The sequence below is a fragment of the Rhizobium sp. 01N424 genome (assembly GCF_056399485.1).
Map to the genome: position 1 here is coordinate 577405 of NZ_JBFTRK010000002.1, position 15700 is coordinate 593104.

Sequence of the window (15700 nt, forward strand, 5' to 3'; positions counted from 1 at the left end):
TGGGCATTTAGAGAAGGATGGCGTGATGCTCGAAAGTTTCAATCGCCACTACCGGCACAAAATATAAGCAATTGATGATTTTACGGTCGAGAACCCGATTCAATTCTCGGCAGCAACAGGAAAGGCAAAGGCGGCGCTAGGCGGATCGCTCTAATCCCACCTGGCTGACGCCACCCAGAATATCCTCGTCGAGAAGCGCCAGCGCGCGGCCGAGATGCCCCTCGAAAACCAGGTTCGTCTCGTCGGCAACGACGCGCAGTTCGGGCATGCCCTCCATGCGCACCACATGCGATTGCCCCAGCCCCTCCTCGATGCCCTGCCGCAACAGATCGTAGTAGCGTGTCCCGGGCCCGGTGATCGCCACCGGCATGCGCTCGGTGAGGCTGAGCATCCTTGACAGGCCATTGCCGAGCGCCAGTCCGGCCTGCCGGAAGGCAAAGGCCGACATGCGGTGGCCCTGACGGGCGCGGGCGGCAATCTTGTCGAGCTCGCCGACCGGCACGAATTTGGCGGGAATGGTATCGAGCGGCACTTCGAAGGCGGTGCGCAGGATGGCGTAGAAGCCGGCATGCGCCTCGATACAGCCCTTGGACCCGCAGCGGCAGAGCCCGCCATTCGCCAGATGCAGCATATGGCCGAAATTCGGCGCCGAGATTTCCTGCCCGCCATCGGCTCCGCGCCGGACGATGCCGAGGCCGATGCTGTGGCCGAGGGAGAGAGCCGCGAGCGAACGGAAATCCGCCCCTTTCACATTCTCCTCATGCGCGCCAAGGGCAGCGGCAACCAGCAGCGTCTCGTTGTCGAGGATCACCCGCGCCCGCCACTCCGGCCGCAGCAGCGTCTCGAAATCGATCTGGTCGGTGCCGAAGATAGGCGACCACAGCAGCACCGGCTCGGCGGCATTGACCAGCCCCTTGCTGCTGATCGAGATCAAGAGCACCCGCTCCTGGGCAATCCGCGACCGCTCGAGAATGCGGGCGAGACCTTCCTTGATGGCTTCAGCAAAAACCGCAGCCCCGGCCGGATCATGCGAGCGCCCCTCGCTGAAACGGTCGATCAGCTTGCCGGCGTAATCGACCAGCGAGAACTGTACGGCATCGGATGAAATGATGACGACGATCAGATAGCCGCAGTCGCGCCGCGGCCTGAACAGCACGCGCGGCCGCCCGCGGCCGCTCGCCGCCTGCTGCTCGGAGCGCTCGATGATCTCCGACTTCTCGAGATCGGCGGTGATCGCCGAAACGGTCGCCGAAGACAGCTTGGTGAAGTCGGATATCTCGGTATGCGCGAGCGCGCCGTGGCGGCGCAGGGCAGCGAGAACCAGCCCGCTATTCCTTTGCCGGACCGACTCCGTGCTCGATTTGGTCAGCATAAAGCCGCCCTTCCCCCCGCTTCCGCCCTCGTTTCACAGGCCATCTCCAACAACTTATGCGTGATGGATGATTCTGCCGGTAGTGGCCTGTTGACAGTTGAAAAAATCTCTGACACTTAATTTCTCGACTGTCGAGAAAATAATGCATTGTTGCTCGACAGTGATCCGCGGCGGCTGGAGGAACCACTGGCTGGGGCTGGCCGCTTATCACTCGGGAGGATAATTTATGAAGTCTATTATGAAGCTGATGGCGGGTGCCGCCATCCTCGTTTCCGTACACACGGCTGCCATGGCGGCCGATCTCGTCGTTGGCGTTTCCTGGTCGAACTTCCAGGAAGAACGCTGGAAGACCGACGAAGCAGCCATCAAGAAGGCGCTGGAAGCCAAGGGCGCGAAGTACATTTCCGCTGACGCGCAGTCTTCCGCTGCCAAGCAGCTGACCGACGTCGAATCGCTGATCTCGCAGGGCGCCAACGCCCTCATCGTTCTGGCCCAGGACTCCGACGCAATCGGACCGGCCATCGAAAAGGCTGCTGCCGAAGGCATTCCGGTTGTCGGTTACGACCGCCTGATCGAAAATCCGGCTGCTTTCTACATCACCTTCGACAACAAGGAAGTCGGCCGCCTGCAGGCTGAAGGCGTCTTCAAGGTCAAGCCTGAAGGCAACTACGTCTTCATCAAGGGCTCTTCGTCGGACCCGAACGCGGACTTCCTGTTCGCCGGCCAGATGGAAGTTCTGAAGGCTGCAGTTGACGCCGGCAAGATCAAGAACGTCGGCGAAGCCTATACCGATGGCTGGCTGCCGCAGAACGCACAGCGCAACATGGAACAGTTCCTGACCGCGAACAACAACAAGGTTGACGCCGTTGTTGCTTCGAACGACGGCACTGCCGGTGGCGCCGTTGCCGCTCTCGACGCACAGGGCATGGCTGGCACCGTACCGGTTTCCGGCCAGGACGCCGACAAGGCCGCTCTGAACCGCATCGCGCTCGGCACCCAGACGGTTTCCGTCTGGAAGGATAGCCGCGAACTCGGCAAGCGCGCTGCCGAAATCGCGCTCGACCTCGCTGGCGGCACGACCATGGACAAGATCCAGGGCGTTACCACCTTCGACGGCGGCCCGAAGAAGGTGAAGATGCAGTCGATCTTCCTGAAGCCGCAGGCCATCACCAAGGACAACCTGAACGTCGTCATCGACGCCGGCTGGATCTCCAAGGCTGAAGCTTGCCAGGGCGTCAAGGCCGGCAGCGTCAAGGCCTGCGACTAATCCTCGTAAGCTGATCAACAGACCGGCGCCGCAGCGTTTCCGCTGCGGCGCCGGATGCGGATGGAGCCGTCCTTCGGCCGCCTCCCCGCCTCGCAACGCCCCGCGAACGCTTTAATTCCCTGCCAGAATAACGCCGTCACCGACGCGGCTATTCCGGAAGCATCCCGGTGGTCATTTCGAAGAACAGGGCATCCTCAGGCTGGGCTTTTCGGGCACCCGGCCAGGGCCCAAACAATGGGGGAACGGCAAACCCATGGCAGACATCACGCAATCCTCACCGGGTCATCCGCGCACCGCGGACGCAAACCCCATCACGCGCTTCCTGCGCGCCACCGAGATCGACACGCGCCTGCTCGGCATGGTCGCGGCACTGCTGGTCATCTGGATCGGCTTCCATCTCTATACCGACGGCCTGTTCCTCACCCCCCGCAACCTCTGGAACCTTTCGGTCCAGACGACGGAAATCGCCGTTCTCGCGACCGGCATGGTGCTTGTCATCGTCACCCGCAACATCGACCTGTCGATCGGCTCCATGCTCGGCCTCGTCGCCATGATCATGGGCGTCGTCCAGGCGAAATTCCTGCCGCAATATCTGGGCTTCGACAATTCCTGGACCTGGGTGATCACGCTGGCCGCGGGCCTCATCGCCGGCACGCTGATCGGCCTCTTCCAGGGCGTCATCATCGCCTTCATGGGCGTGCCCTCCTTCATCGTAACGCTCGGCGGCTTCCTCGCCTGGCGCGGCCTTGCCTGGTATGTCACGTCGGGCCAGACGGTCGCCCCCCTCGACACCACTTTCCGCATCATGGGCGGCGGTGCAGAAGGTGCCGTCGGCGCCACCTGGAGCTGGATCATCGGGCTTATCGCCTGCCTGCTGATCGTCATCGGCATCATCGGCTCGCGCCACCAGCGCAAGCGCTTCAACTTCCCGCGCCGCCCGCTCTGGGCGGAGTATTTCCTGGCCGTTCTCGGCTGCGCGCTGGTGCTCGGCGCCATCTGGGTCTCGACCATCTATTACTGGCCTGTTGCCATCGCCAAGAAATATGCCGAAGCCAACGCCATCGCCTGGCCTGAGACCGGCCTGTTCATCTCCTACGGCATCGCCGTGCCGGTGCTGATCGCCGTTCTCGTCGGCATCGTCATGACCTTCATCGCCACCCGCCTGCGCTTCGGCCGCTATGTCTTCGCCATCGGCGGCAACCCTGAAGCGGCCGAACTTGCCGGCATCAAGACCCGCTGGGTCACCGTCAAGATCTTCGCGCTGATGGGCTTCCTCGCAGCCGTTGCCGCGGCGATCTCGACCGCCCGCCTTAACGCGGCGGCGAATTCGCAGGGCACGACCTACGAGCTCTATACCATTGCCGCGGCCGTCATCGGCGGCACGTCGCTTGCAGGCGGCACCGGCACGGTCGCCGGCGCCATGCTCGGCGCGCTCGTCATGCAGTCGCTGCAGTCGGGCATGGGTCTCGCAAATGTGGATACCCCCATCCAGAACGTTGTGGTCGGTGCCGTCCTCGTCGTTGCCGTCTGGCTCGACACGGTCTACCGCTCGCGTGCGAAGTAAGAGGAGTACGACTCATGACTGAACAACGCACTCCCCTTGTGGAACTGAAGAATATCTCGATCTCCTTCGGCGGTATCCACGCCGTCGACAACGCCTCGGTCGATCTCTACCCCGGCGAAGTCGTCGCCCTGCTAGGCCATAACGGCGCCGGCAAGTCGACGCTGATCAAGATCCTTTCAGGCGCCTACAAGCGCGACTCGGGTGATATCCTGATCAATGGAGAACCGGCCGATATCCGCAATCCGCGCGATGCCAAGAAATACGGTATCGAGACGATCTACCAGACGCTTGCCGTCGCCGATAATGTCGATGCCGCAGCCAACCTCTATCTCGGCCGCGAAATCCGCACCAAGTGGGGCACGCTCGACGACGTCGCCATGGAAGCCTCGGCCCGCGAGGTGATGGGACGCCTGAACCCCAACTTCCGCCGCTTCAAGGAGCCGGTGAAAGCGCTTTCGGGCGGCCAGCGGCAATCGGTGGCGATCGCCCGCGCGATCCTCTTCAACGCCCGTATCCTGATCATGGACGAGCCGACGGCAGCGCTCGGCCCCCAGGAAACGGCGCAGGTCGGCGAGCTGATCAAGCAGCTGAAGAAGGAAGGCATCGGCATCTTCCTGATCAGCCACGACATCCACGACGTCTTCGACCTCGCCGACCGCGTCTCGGTGATGAAGAACGGCCAGGTCGTCGGCCACGCCCGCACCGAAGACGTCACCAAGGACGAAGTCCTCGGCATGATCATCCTCGGCAAGGTCCCGCCCAAGGCCATCCCCGGCCCCGGCGCCATGCAGGTCTGAGACATCAACACAACAGAAAGCCCGCCGCGCCAAAGCCCGGCGGGCTTTTCCTTAGAATTCCGGTGACGCCGCCAGCCATTCCGCCGATTTCGCCATTTGGCGATTGAAGAGCACCGAAAGCTAGGCTAAGAACCACCACATCGGACAGGCGATTCAAACCGCCACGGCATGCACCCGTAGCTCAGCTGGATAGAGTGTTGGATTCCGATTCCAAAGGTCACAGGTTCGAATCCTGTCGGGTGCGCCATTTCGCTCAAAACATCTCTGCGGCCTTTCCATTGTCGAGCTTGCCCTCTTCAATGTGACGATGGCGTTTGATTCGCGATATGCGGTTCAGGTGCCGCACACCTGGAGAAGACATGACCTTTCCGTGGACAGCACGAGAATCCGTTTTCTGGCAGCAGGCCGGGCTATTTCTGTTGCTGGTGGTGATGTTGCTGGCACCCATGCTGGTCAACGGGTTTCCTCTGGTGATGGACGACTCCATCGCTTATTCCGGCCAAGGCGTCGGCTGGATCCGCTCGAATACGGCCGCCGTTCTGATTGCCTGGCCATACCGTCTGATTGGGTATTGGGCCTTGCCGCTGTTCAATACGGTCCTTGCCGCGATCGCCTGGCTACTTTTCTGCCGCAGTTTCTCCTTGCCGCACCTATTCGTGCTTGCTTTGCCTCTCTCGCTTTTAAGTCTGCAGCCGCTGTATGCGAGCGCTGTGCTCGTCGACAGCTGGTTCTTTTCTGCCGTCGTGCTGCTGATCGTTGCAATTCGCTGGCAGAGCCCGTTCCTGGCCATGCTTTCGGGCGTCCTGCTCTCCGGTCATGCGAGCGGCTTGCTGCTTGTGATGCCCTTTTCGCTGCTCGCCGCGCTTATGTTTCGCAATGTGCGGCTTCTTGCCATGCCTGCGCTGGCGCTCGCAACGCTGCTGCTCGTCAACACTGGTCTTGAGCGCAGATATTTTCCTGATGTCCCAAGACTCGCGCAGACCTTCCTCGCCTCCCGTTTCTTCTCAATTCACCCGGCGCTGCTCACCCGCCAATGCGAGAGATCAGGTGACAGGGCGCTGTGTGATGCGGCCGATTACGTGGTTCAGCTGAAGGCCGATCCCGCCAACGCGGAACGCCGTGACTTCTTCTGGGATATTGCACGCCAGTTCCCAAACGCGTTTCCGCTCGACCGTTTCGAACGGCAGCACGCACGCGCAATCATAGTCGACGGCCTGACGTACAGGCCAATGGAGACGGCGATCGTCGTTGCCCGCGATTTCCTGAGCTTTTATGCACCGCAGACCGCGCTCGATTTCATTCCAGTCCTCACCGAACCGATGCCAAGCCGATTTTATCAGTCCGCACAGCCACAGGGCTTGTGGCAAAGCGAGGCGGTACGCAATCTCTGCACGGCTTTGCGCTACGCGCTTTACCTGGCAACCGCATCGGCGCTCGTGTGGGCCTGGCGAAGGCTGACGCGTGATGAAACGATCTGGATCATCCTGCTGCTGTCGCTCTGCCTCGGAAACGATCTGCTGTTTGCTGTTATCTCCGGTCCGGCGGACCGTTATCACCACCGTATCCTGCCATTGTTGGGACTGGTCGCCCTAGTCGCAATCGCCGCCATCCAAAGACAACACGGCGTTTCGCAGATGCCCGCCTCATCAAAGCCCGATAATCTTTGGTAATGCTGCATCTGCATCCCGAACATGCGGAGAGATCAGTAACCGAACCTCTCCGCAACACCCCGGCGAAAATGCAGACGGCCCCTTACCCCTTCGGCATTGGCACGCATTCCTTGATGCGCGGATTTCCGGCTGTGGCGCCGGTCACCTGTTTTACCTGTCCGGGCGGGCAGGTGCCGTCATCGACAAGGACTTTCTTTCCGGTCGGTAGCGTTCCCTTTGCGGGCTCTTCCTTCAGGATCGATTGGCATCCGGCCAGTCCGAAAGCGATCAGAACGGCGAGCGAATATCTGAGTTTCATTGTATCCCCTTCCCCTTGATAAATGGGCGCAAGGGAAGCGTCCGGACAGACCCGTCCGTTCGCAAACCCCGCCCGTTTGTGGGTCTACAGCGCCTTCACGTGCAGGGCATGCTCCACCTGGAGTATGGGCGGCGGACCTGGCGCCGTGCGGCCATCCGATGACCGGACGGCCATGTGACCATCTTCTTTTGAAGGGCTGGTCAATCCCGTGCCGATTTGCGACAACCAAGACGTGTTCTTGTGTTTTGCGAGCCTGAGAAATGCCGCAGCCTGCCGATGCCGCTATTCATCTGATCGATATGATTTACGGAAGCCTGTTCGGCGAATGCAGCTGGCAGGGCTTTCTGGATGCCGTCGCCAAGACTTCTCCCGATGGCAAGGCTGCCCTGCACTACCACGATCTTGCCTCGCCGGTTGCCCACGTTCCCTATATTTCAGGCTTCACCAAGGACGAGGTCGATCAGTTCAGCAATCACTTCGCGTCGGTCAATCCGTGGATCCCGCGCATGGGCCTGGTGCCGGTCGGCCGCGGGTTGTGCGGCGAGGATATCTTTGCCCGAAAGAACCTCGTCAAGACCGAATTCTACAACGACTGGCTGAAGCGGCAGGCGGGCTGCGAGACCAGTATCGGCGTCTCCATCATCCGTGAAGAAGCCCGCACCTTCATTCTTTCGACAGCGACCTCCTCCTCCGATCCCGAGCGCAACAGGAAGGCCGCCGAGCGCTACACCCTGCTTGCCCCTCACCTGAAGCGCGCGTTTGATTTCATCCGCAAGCGCGACCTGCTTGCGCCTGACAATCAGGCGCTGCGAACGTTGTTCGACAGCATCGGTGCCGGCCTCATCTACGTGTCGGACAAACGCAAGGTGCGCTGGTCGAACCGCACGGCTGAAAACATCATCGCCGCCGGGTTTCCGTTTCGCGTCGCCGCCGATGGGCGGATCAGCATTCGATGCCAGAAGTCGGCGGCAGCCTTCGAGTGGCTCGCATCCCGCCACGACGGACAGAGGGGGCCCTATACCGCCATCGTCCAGGGCGACGGAAAGGAAGGCAGCTATCGCCTGACCATCGTCAGGCTTCAGTCGAGCGCATTCACGGAATTTCTGGAAGGGCCGACTGTTGCTGTCATTGCCGAGCCGATGGTGGCCGCCCCGTTGAAAGACCGGCAGAGCGCCCTCATGGAAACCTCGAAACTGACGGTGACCGAAATCAAGGTCGCTCTCAGCGTCGCCTCGGGAAACACGCCACGGGAAGTCGCGAAAGCCTATCAGATCAGCTACGAGACGGTCCGGACGCATCTTCGGAATATCTACTCCAAACTCGGCGTCAATTCGCAGGTGGCACTCGCCGCATTGCTGCTGGGGAGTTGAGCGGGCAAGCCCCTTCGGTTCCCCGCCGCCACCTCACCTCGCCCTCCGCCGTCCGGCCTGTTGAAAGGCCGCGGCATGGCTCCTCCGTACAGCTTCGATCTCCGTGAGCGCCGCTTCCACCAGCGATCGCGCAGCACCCAGCTCCGGCTTGTCGCGCAACATTTCGAGCACCGTCTTCAGATGGCTCTCGGTCATTATGCAGGCTCTCATCGTCATGATGTCTTCCTTGCAGTTTCCTTCGTGCCGGATGCCCCCGCGATCCTGACCGGCGCCGTTGCGGGCCTCATGGCCCATGCACTTGCCCCCAATGAAAACGCTCTCAACCTGCGAGACGAACGATCCGCACGCCGACGACATTGTCGTCGGCATCGGCAACGATTTCGCCGTGGCCGATCAGCCGGCCATTGACCAGCAGCTCGACCGGTTCGCCGAAACGGCTATCCAGCCGGAAGCTGTGACCCGGATCGACCCGCATCAACTCAGCAACCGAAACACGCGCCCGCCCGATCACCACCTCGATTTCGACAGGAATGTCGTTGACCTTTTTGCGGAGCTCCGGACGCTGCGCCTCCACAACTTCCGGCGGCACGGCGGAGAACAGCAGATCTGCCTCATGCTGACGCAGGCGTTGCCAGGCAGCTCCGGTTCTGGCCGCGCCGTCACCGGCGCCATCTGGTCCGATCGTCGGCAGGTCATCGGAAATATTAGACATAAAACACCATCTTAAAGAAAATCATCAGAGTCGGCCAAAAGCCGCCCAGCCATTTTAGGGTGCTTGAGCCCTGGCACGGACCGGAAATTCCAATTGCCAGGCGATCAACCTTAACGAAGGGTTACGGTCCACAGCGGCGAGGCGGCGGCCTTGCCGTTTCGATACAGAATACCTGTCCGGGCATGGCCAGCGGCCATCGCCGGCGACCCACCGCGGCCGCGTTCGGGCGAACCGCTGCCCGACTCACCCTGCCCGCGGCCGGCAGCTCTCCGGCAGCAAATCATCAACATCTTTGCATCGGGGCACACGCAATGCGCGTTGCCTTTCCGGCTTTCGGCGGCTACATGGTTAAAAATTCGTTAATGTCTTTTCGCAGTCATTTCATGTTGAATTCGAACACCCACCGCAACTACCTGTCGCGGCTTGCCTTTGCGGGCGATAGCGTCGAGCCTGCCTATCATCGGGTCAATCTGGTTGCCCGGGCGCTCTGCCCGGTCAAGGGCGTGAAGTCCTTCACGGCCCGGCAGGTGCGCATCGTCAGCATCAGCGAGACCGGCGCCATATTGCAGGCGCGCGGCATCGAGCAGCTGACCGCGCACTTCTATCTCTGTCTCGGAACATCGGAAATTTTCATCACCTGCGCGCAGATCCGGCAACAGGAAGGCAGCGTCTTCGTGCGTTTTTCGAAGCCTGAGGAGAGCGTCTTCATCCGCGCCTTGGCAGAGATCACCTTCCCGATGACCACGCTGCAGACGCTGCGTGGTCAATCGGCCCGCGCCATTGAGGCGCGCATTCGCCGGCCAGAAACAACAGCCCGGGGCTGAATGCCCAGACGCGAAAACGCCGCCTGGCGGCGGCGTTCTCAAGATGAGAATGAACTCAGGATTTCTTGCTGGCCGCGCGTGTTTTCTTCGCGGGCGGCTCGGCTACGGGCTGCGCCAAACGCAGCGCCCGCAGTCTCTCGGTCTTCTTCTGCCGCTCGATGAGCTCGCCGGCCATGATCTCTTTGGCCATCGAGGCGGTGTTTTCCGCCTTCGCCTGCGCCGAAAGCTTTTCGGGCTTGAAGAGATTGTCTTTCGTCTTGGTCATGCTTTCCTCCTTCAGGAGTGCCTGTCCCGGTATGACGGTCGGTTAGCGGGCGCGCGCCAGGATCTTCTTCTTGGGAGCCGGCAGGAGGCCTTCGCGCTGAGCCTGCTTGCGGGCAAGCTTGCGGGCGCGGCGGATCGCTTCGCCCTTTTCGCGGGCGCGCTTTTCAGAAGGCTTTTCATAGGCGCTGCGCGCCTTCATTTCGCGAAACACACCCTCGCGCTGCATCTTCTTCTTCAAGACGCGAAGAGCCTGATCGACGTTGTTATCCCGGACGAGTACCTGCAAGACGTCTCCTTAATCGGCCAACGGCCGTTATTTCTTGATGCGGATCGTATTCGAATTGATCCAGCTCGATTTCGGGCTTTCCGTCACCTTGACCTCGGCGGCGGGGCGGCCTGACGATGCCAGAACGTCGATATCGTCCTGGCGGACGCTTCGCTCGCAATTCTCGTTCTGGAATCTGACGCGGTAATGGACGAAGCCCTGTGCTGCCGGCATGACAGACACGACGCGGCCGGCGCCGCCCGGCTGGACGCTTCCAAGAATTCCCGGCTTCAGAACGATGCTATCGCCCGGCCGGTAGTGGCGGTTCGTCATGCCGTTCTCCGTATCAGATGAAAAAACAAAAGGCCGGGACTAATCCCGACCTTCCTCCGTCATCGTCTCAGCGCGCCAGTACATCCGTGGTCGCGCGAGCCGTGACAAATTCATTCAGCCTGCAGGTTGTCCGCCGAGTTCTTGCCGGACTTGCGGTCCTGCACGATGTCGAAACGGATCTTCTGGCCGTCTGCGAGCGAGCGCAGGCCTGCGCGTTCAACTGCAGAAATGTGGACGAAAACGTCTGCGCCGCCGTTGTCAGCCTGGATAAAGCCGAAACCCTTGGTGGCGTTGAACCACTTGACTGTACCTGTATTCATAACGATCTCCTTTCAAAGCAACCGTTGTTTTTTCCGCGATACTTTGCGGACCTAGATCGATTATTTGGAAGGAAATCTGAAGAGGCAAAAGCGCTCTTGAGCGACGTCACAAGCAATGGTCGATGAACCCAATATAGGATCAATTTGAAATTTAGCAACGGGCAACGGCAAGAAACTTCGCCGGTTTTAAAATTTTATCCCGCAGTTTGCTGATTTCGTTGAATTTCGTTTCCGATAAAATCCGAAAGCCGAAAGAAACTTCTATCGGTTTTATCGCCATCGGGCAAGGCAGCCCCTTCGCCGCATCGGCGACGGGCTGCCTGAAAGCTGTGAGCGGTAATCCGCTATCCGTTCACGGCGTCGAAACGATCAGCCGCAGCGATCCCTCGAAGAACGGCTGCGAGCGAAGTTCGCCATAGCGTCTGTCCCAGCTGCCATCGTTCAGATCGCGGCCGAGCTCTTCGGCGAAGCGCTCGCCAACGGAAGCGTCGACGAAGCTCCAGGCCGAGTTGGCAAGCCGTGCGCCGGGATCGAGCAGCCGCTCGGGGCGGCCGTAATAGCCTTCGCCGAAGCCGTCGGTGCAGTGAAGCGGAATCGGCACAGGCTTGATCTCGATCGTCCCGCCCAAGGCGCCGGAGATGGCCGCAAGCGGCGGATAACGGCTGGCCTCGACGGAGATCATTTCAGGGGCGTAGGCCTGCAGCCATGAGCGATGCAGCTCGTCCGGATCGCAACTCAGCACGGCGACCGGCCCGCGCGTCACCCGGCGCATCGCGGCAAGGCCGGCCTTGAGGTCCGACCATTGGTGAACGGAGAAGGTCGTCATGCTGGCATCGAAGCTGTCATCGGCGAAGGGCAGCTTTTCCGCCACCGCATCGATCGCTACCGGCAGATGCGCCGGACGCTGGGCGCGCATCGAGGCCGATGGCTCGACGGCAGTGACGGTGCGATCGATCGGCTCGTAGGAACCGGCGCCGGCGCCGACATTGAGCACCGTCCGGGCATCCCCTAGCGCGCGCCAGATGAAGGCGGCGATATGGGGATCCGGCTGCCGGTACCGGGTGTAATTAGTGCCGATCACACCGTAATTGGCGTCGCCGGCACTTCCGTCTACATGTCTGCTGTTCATGGTTTCCATCCTATGCCAGGCAAAGCTTCGCCCTGCCGAATGCTTGGGCATCCAGCACCTGTTGTGCGCTCAGCGGCTTTTCCTTAGTGTTGCAACTGGAGAAAACATCATATTCTCCGGGATGAAAACCGATAAGCTCGAACACGGATTGTTCCTAAAACGCACATGGCAAGACGTCTGCCCTCCCTCAATGCGCTTCGCGCCTTCGAAGCCGCAGGCCGCCACGGCCGCATGACGCTGGCGGCCGAAGAGCTGAACGTGACGCACAGCGCCATCAGCCGCCAGATCCAGCATCTTGAGGACGTTCTTGGCGTAGCGTTGTTCGAAGGACCGAAGAACAGGATGCGGCTGACGGAGGCTGGCCAGACGCTGCTGCCGGGACTGGTCGCCGCCTTCGATCAGATCGACATGTCGGTGCGCGCCGTTGCCGATACCGGCGATGGCCCGCTCGATGTCTCCTGCCCCGGCACCTTCACGATGCGCTGGCTGATCCCGCGGCTTTATCGCTTCCAGGCCGAACATCCCAGTATCGACGTACGGCTGACGGCCTCGTCCCGGCCGGTCGATTTCGCCCGCGACGGCTTCGACGTGGCGATCCGTGTCGGCACGGCACCCTGGCCCGACGGCGCCGATGTCATCCCGCTCTTTCCGGAACAGACCGGACCGGTGGTCTCTCCGGCCCTGTCGGCACAGATCGGCGGCCTGCCGCAGCTTCACACCAAGACCCGGCTCCGCGCCTGGGGCGACTGGCTGGGCCGCTCGGGTTTGAACATCGAGAGCGGAGCGCGTGTCGAATACGAACACTTCTATTTCATGCTGGAAGCGGCAGGCGCAGGGCTCGGCGTCTGCGTCGCGCCCTGGCCCTATGTCACGGACGACATCCGCGACGCGAGGCTGGCGGCCCCCTTCGGCTTCCTCGACAGCGGCCACGAATATGTGGCGCTGCGCCGCGCGAGACGGAACCGCAAATCCGTCATCTTCTGCGAGTGGTTGCGGGCCGAGGCCGAAGCCTTCGTCTCGACACATCCCGCCCCCAGGCGGGATGTGCCGGGTTCCTAGCCGCTGCCGAGCTTCTTGTCCGGAAACACCTGGTATTCGGAGCTCGACGAGGACGTCGATTTCAAGCTTCCCTCAGGCCTGAAGCTGCACAAGATCGGCGAGGACAAGTCGATCGAGCAGATGCTGGTCGATGGCGAGATCGACGCCCTGCTGCATCCGGATCTGATCGCCCCGATCAAGAAGCGCGACCCGCGCGTCGGCCGCCTTTTCCCCGACTACAAGGCCGAGGAGATCGCCTATTACGAGCGCACCGGCATTTTCCCGATCATGCATGTGATGGGCATCCGCCCGGAGATCGTCGCCCGCCACCCCTGGGTGCCGATCAATCTCTATATCGCCTTCGAGGAGGCCAAGCAGATCGCCATGAAGCGCATGGAAAACCCACGCATCGTGCCGCTCGCCTGGTATCGCGAGGCCTGGGAGGAACAGCAGGCGATCATGGGCGACGATCCCTGGGCCTACGGCCTTGAAGGGCAGAACGCCAGGACGCTGGAAACCGTCATCGGCTACGCCCACCAGCAGGGGCTGATCGACCGCAAGGTGGCCCCCTCGGAGCTCTTCCTCGACATTTCGCAGGGCCGCAAACGCGGCGACAAGCACCGTGTGTAGCGCCTGCGACGGCAGCAGCGCCGCATTCGAACCGGCCTGGTCCGGCAGCGGCATCCGCTGCGACAATTCCTCGGAGAACAAGACGATGCATGAAGACCTGAAGCAGCGGATGATCGAGGCCGGCCGCATTCTGGAAGCCGCCGGTCAGGGCGACTGGACGCGCGGCCACGTCTCGATCCGCGTGCCGGAGCAACCCGACCGCTTCTACATGAAGCCGTCCAAGTTCGGCCTCGAAGAGATCACCCTCGACAACATCATCACCGTCGATCTCGACGGCGAGAAGGTCGATGGCGAGTTCGGCCGCCACAACGAGGTCTATATCCATTCCGAGGTGCTGCGCGCCCGGCCGGATCTGAACGCCGTGGTCCATACCCACGCGCCCTATGCCACCGCCTTCTCGGCGCTCGGCAAGCCGCTGCAGCCGGTCGGCCACCCGGGCTCGATCTTCGCCGAAGGCCTGCCGGTCTTCTCGGAAACCACGGAGCTGATCACCACCGCCGAGCGCGGCAAGGCGGTTGCCGCCTGCCTCGGTGAACACGGCGCCATGCTCCTGCAGAACCACGGCATCGTCACCGCCGCGCCCACCATCGAGCAGGCGATCTATCTGGCGCTGTCGCTGGAGAACGCCTGCATGATGCAGCTGTGGGTCGAGGCTGCCGGAGGCGCCAAGGCGCTCGGCAAGCCCGAGGATATCAAGGCCAAGCGCAAGCACATGTTCCGCGACGAGATGTTCAAGGCGACCTTCGCCTATCTCGTCCGCCGCCTGAAGCGCGGCTGAGGCGGCCAGACATAGACGACTGAGGAGGAGTCCCATGTATTATATCGACGCGTTCAACCATTTCTTCCCGAAGGCGCTCTGGGAGCGCATCCAGAAGCTCGACGGCGCTGGCAAGGATATCGGCCGTCGCATGCAGGGCGTACCCTGCATCTACGATCTCGAAACCCGCTTCCGCGTCATGGACGAGTTTCCTGACTACCGGCAGATCATCTCGCTGGGCATGCCGCCGCTGGAAGCGATGGGCGGCCCGGAGCTCGCCACCGAATTTGCCCGCATTGCCAATGACGGCCAGGCCGAGCTTGTCGAGAAATATCCCGAGCGCTTCGCCGGCTTCGTCGCCGCCCTGCCGATGAACGCCCCCGACGCTGCTGTTCGCGAGGCCGAACGCGCCTTCACCGAACTCGGCGCCAACGGCTTGCAGATCCACACCAACGTCAACGGCGCACCACTCGACGAGGAGCGCTTCTTCGCGATCTTTGAGGTCGCCGCCAAGCACAACAAGCCGGTGCTGCTGCATCCCTCGCGCAATGCCTCGATGACCGACTATGCCACCGAGGACAAGTCGAAATACGAGATCTGGTGGACCTTCGGCTGGCCGTACGAAACCAGTGCCGCCATGGCCCGGCTGGTCTTCTCCGGCTTCATGGACCGCCTGCCGGATCTCAAGGTTCTCGCCCACCACATGGGCGCCATGGTCCCCTATTTCGAGGGACGCGTCGGCCCGGGCTGGGACCAGCTCGGCAAGCGCACCACCGACGAGGACCTGACGCTGGTGCTGAAGCGCCTGAAGAAGCGCCCGCTCGATTATTTCAAAGACTTCTATGCCGACACCGCCGTCTTCGGCTCGAAGGCAGCCACCATCTGTGGGCTGGAATTCTACGGCTCCGACCGCATCCTCTTCGCCTCGGACTCGCCCTTCGATCCCGAAAAGGGTCCGGGCTATATCCGCGACACGCTGAAGATCCTGAATTCGCTCGATCTTCCCAAGGAAGACATGGAAAAGATCTGCTTCCGCAACGCCGAGGCCCTGTTCGGGCTGAAGGGCAGATAACCTGCGAGAAGTTGAACT

General features: G+C 61.7%; 20 protein-coding genes and 1 tRNA gene. 11 read left to right on the top strand and 10 right to left on the bottom strand.

Features of this window, described 5'->3' with window-relative positions:
- Positions 1-136 precede the first annotated feature (136 nt).
- The gene (locus AC1DNK_RS08560; RefSeq protein ID WP_112515555.1) at positions 137-1372 is read right to left on the bottom strand and encodes an ROK family transcriptional regulator; all 1236 of its coding nucleotides are present in this window, start codon (positions 1370-1372) and stop codon (positions 137-139) included.
- Positions 1373-1598: 226 nt separating this feature from the next.
- Here AC1DNK_RS08560 and xylF point away from each other — a divergent pair, with 226 nt between their 5' ends.
- From xylF to AC1DNK_RS08585, 5 genes are all read left to right on the top strand, one after another.
- Entirely contained in the window at positions 1599-2639 is a 1041-nt protein-coding gene (gene xylF, locus AC1DNK_RS08565) for a D-xylose ABC transporter substrate-binding protein (protein ID WP_112390232.1), read from the top strand.
- A 253-nt stretch (positions 2640-2892) separates the two neighbouring features.
- Positions 2893-4203 (top strand): sugar ABC transporter permease, encoded by a 1311-nt coding sequence (locus AC1DNK_RS08570; protein WP_112390231.1) that lies wholly within the window; start codon positions 2893-2895, stop codon positions 4201-4203.
- A gap of 14 nt (positions 4204-4217) precedes the next feature.
- Entirely contained in the window at positions 4218-5000 is a 783-nt protein-coding gene (locus AC1DNK_RS08575; protein ID WP_112390230.1) for an ATP-binding cassette domain-containing protein, read from the top strand.
- A 170-nt stretch (positions 5001-5170) separates the two neighbouring features.
- Positions 5171-5247: transfer RNA gene (locus tag AC1DNK_RS08580), tRNA-Arg, on the top strand.
- Between the two features lie 112 nt (positions 5248-5359).
- Positions 5360-6670 (top strand): hypothetical protein, encoded by a 1311-nt coding sequence (locus AC1DNK_RS08585; RefSeq protein ID WP_477940471.1) that lies wholly within the window; start codon positions 5360-5362, stop codon positions 6668-6670.
- A gap of 82 nt (positions 6671-6752) precedes the next feature.
- Here the strand turns inward: AC1DNK_RS08585 and AC1DNK_RS08590 are convergent, their stop codons facing one another.
- Entirely contained in the window at positions 6753-6968 is a 216-nt protein-coding gene (locus AC1DNK_RS08590; protein ID WP_112518557.1) for a DUF6719 family protein, read from the bottom strand.
- Positions 6969-7228: 260 nt separating this feature from the next.
- Between AC1DNK_RS08590 and AC1DNK_RS08595 the strand changes: the two genes are divergently transcribed.
- Positions 7229-8338: a helix-turn-helix transcriptional regulator gene (locus tag AC1DNK_RS08595; RefSeq protein ID WP_477940473.1), complete on the top strand. Its 1110-nt coding sequence runs from the start codon at positions 7229-7231 to the stop codon at positions 8336-8338.
- 33 nt (positions 8339-8371) lie between these two features.
- On the opposite strand, the gene AC1DNK_RS08600 is transcribed toward AC1DNK_RS08595, so the two are convergent.
- Positions 8372-8554 (bottom strand): hypothetical protein, encoded by a 183-nt coding sequence (locus AC1DNK_RS08600; RefSeq protein ID WP_162702694.1) that lies wholly within the window; start codon positions 8552-8554, stop codon positions 8372-8374.
- Between the two features lie 103 nt (positions 8555-8657).
- Complete coding sequence (locus AC1DNK_RS08605; RefSeq protein WP_112518560.1) at positions 8658-9050, bottom strand: FliM/FliN family flagellar motor switch protein; 393 nt, start codon at positions 9048-9050, stop codon at positions 8658-8660.
- Positions 9051-9232: 182 nt separating this feature from the next.
- Here AC1DNK_RS08605 and AC1DNK_RS08610 point away from each other — a divergent pair, with 182 nt between their 5' ends.
- Entirely contained in the window at positions 9233-9874 is a 642-nt protein-coding gene (locus AC1DNK_RS08610; protein ID WP_477940476.1) for a hypothetical protein, read from the top strand.
- Positions 9875-9929: 55 nt separating this feature from the next.
- Here the strand turns inward: AC1DNK_RS08610 and AC1DNK_RS08615 are convergent, their stop codons facing one another.
- From AC1DNK_RS08615 to AC1DNK_RS08640, 6 genes are all read right to left on the bottom strand, one after another.
- On the bottom strand, positions 9930-10139 hold the full coding sequence (locus AC1DNK_RS08615; RefSeq protein WP_112390223.1) for a hypothetical protein: 210 nt from the start codon (positions 10137-10139) through the stop codon (positions 9930-9932).
- Between the two features lie 42 nt (positions 10140-10181).
- Positions 10182-10424, bottom strand: coding sequence for a 30S ribosomal protein S21 (gene rpsU / locus AC1DNK_RS08620; protein ID WP_112518562.1), 243 nt, complete (start codon positions 10422-10424; stop codon positions 10182-10184).
- A gap of 27 nt (positions 10425-10451) precedes the next feature.
- Positions 10452-10736: a cold-shock protein gene (locus AC1DNK_RS08625; protein ID WP_112390221.1), complete on the bottom strand. Its 285-nt coding sequence runs from the start codon at positions 10734-10736 to the stop codon at positions 10452-10454.
- 110 nt (positions 10737-10846) lie between these two features.
- Complete coding sequence (locus AC1DNK_RS08630; RefSeq protein WP_112390220.1) at positions 10847-11056, bottom strand: cold-shock protein; 210 nt, start codon at positions 11054-11056, stop codon at positions 10847-10849.
- Positions 11057-11408: 352 nt separating this feature from the next.
- Positions 11409-12185, bottom strand: a complete 777-nt coding sequence (locus tag AC1DNK_RS08635; RefSeq protein ID WP_477940478.1) for a class I SAM-dependent methyltransferase — start codon at positions 12183-12185, stop codon at positions 11409-11411.
- Positions 12186-12195: 10 nt separating this feature from the next.
- Positions 12196-12330, bottom strand: coding sequence for a hypothetical protein (locus tag AC1DNK_RS08640; protein ID WP_477940480.1), 135 nt, complete (start codon positions 12328-12330; stop codon positions 12196-12198).
- Between the two features lie 20 nt (positions 12331-12350).
- Here AC1DNK_RS08640 and AC1DNK_RS08645 point away from each other — a divergent pair, with 20 nt between their 5' ends.
- The 4 genes from AC1DNK_RS08645 to AC1DNK_RS08660 are packed head-to-tail and all read left to right on the top strand — an operon-like array spanning position 12351 to position 15682.
- Entirely contained in the window at positions 12351-13244 is an 894-nt protein-coding gene (locus AC1DNK_RS08645; protein WP_477940481.1) for a LysR substrate-binding domain-containing protein, read from the top strand.
- 15 nt (positions 13245-13259) lie between these two features.
- Positions 13260-13853, top strand: a complete 594-nt coding sequence (locus tag AC1DNK_RS08650) for a hypothetical protein (RefSeq protein ID WP_112518564.1) — start codon at positions 13260-13262, stop codon at positions 13851-13853.
- The gene (locus AC1DNK_RS08655; protein WP_112518565.1) at positions 13846-14631 is read left to right on the top strand and encodes a class II aldolase/adducin family protein; all 786 of its coding nucleotides are present in this window, start codon (positions 13846-13848) and stop codon (positions 14629-14631) included. Before AC1DNK_RS08650 ends, AC1DNK_RS08655 begins: the two co-directional genes overlap by 8 nt.
- Positions 14632-14665: 34 nt before the next feature.
- Positions 14666-15682 carry an amidohydrolase family protein gene (locus AC1DNK_RS08660; RefSeq protein WP_477940483.1) on the top strand — a complete coding sequence of 339 codons (1017 nt, stop codon included), beginning with the start codon at positions 14666-14668 and terminating at the stop codon, positions 15680-15682.
- Positions 15683-15700: the final 18 nt, after the last annotated feature.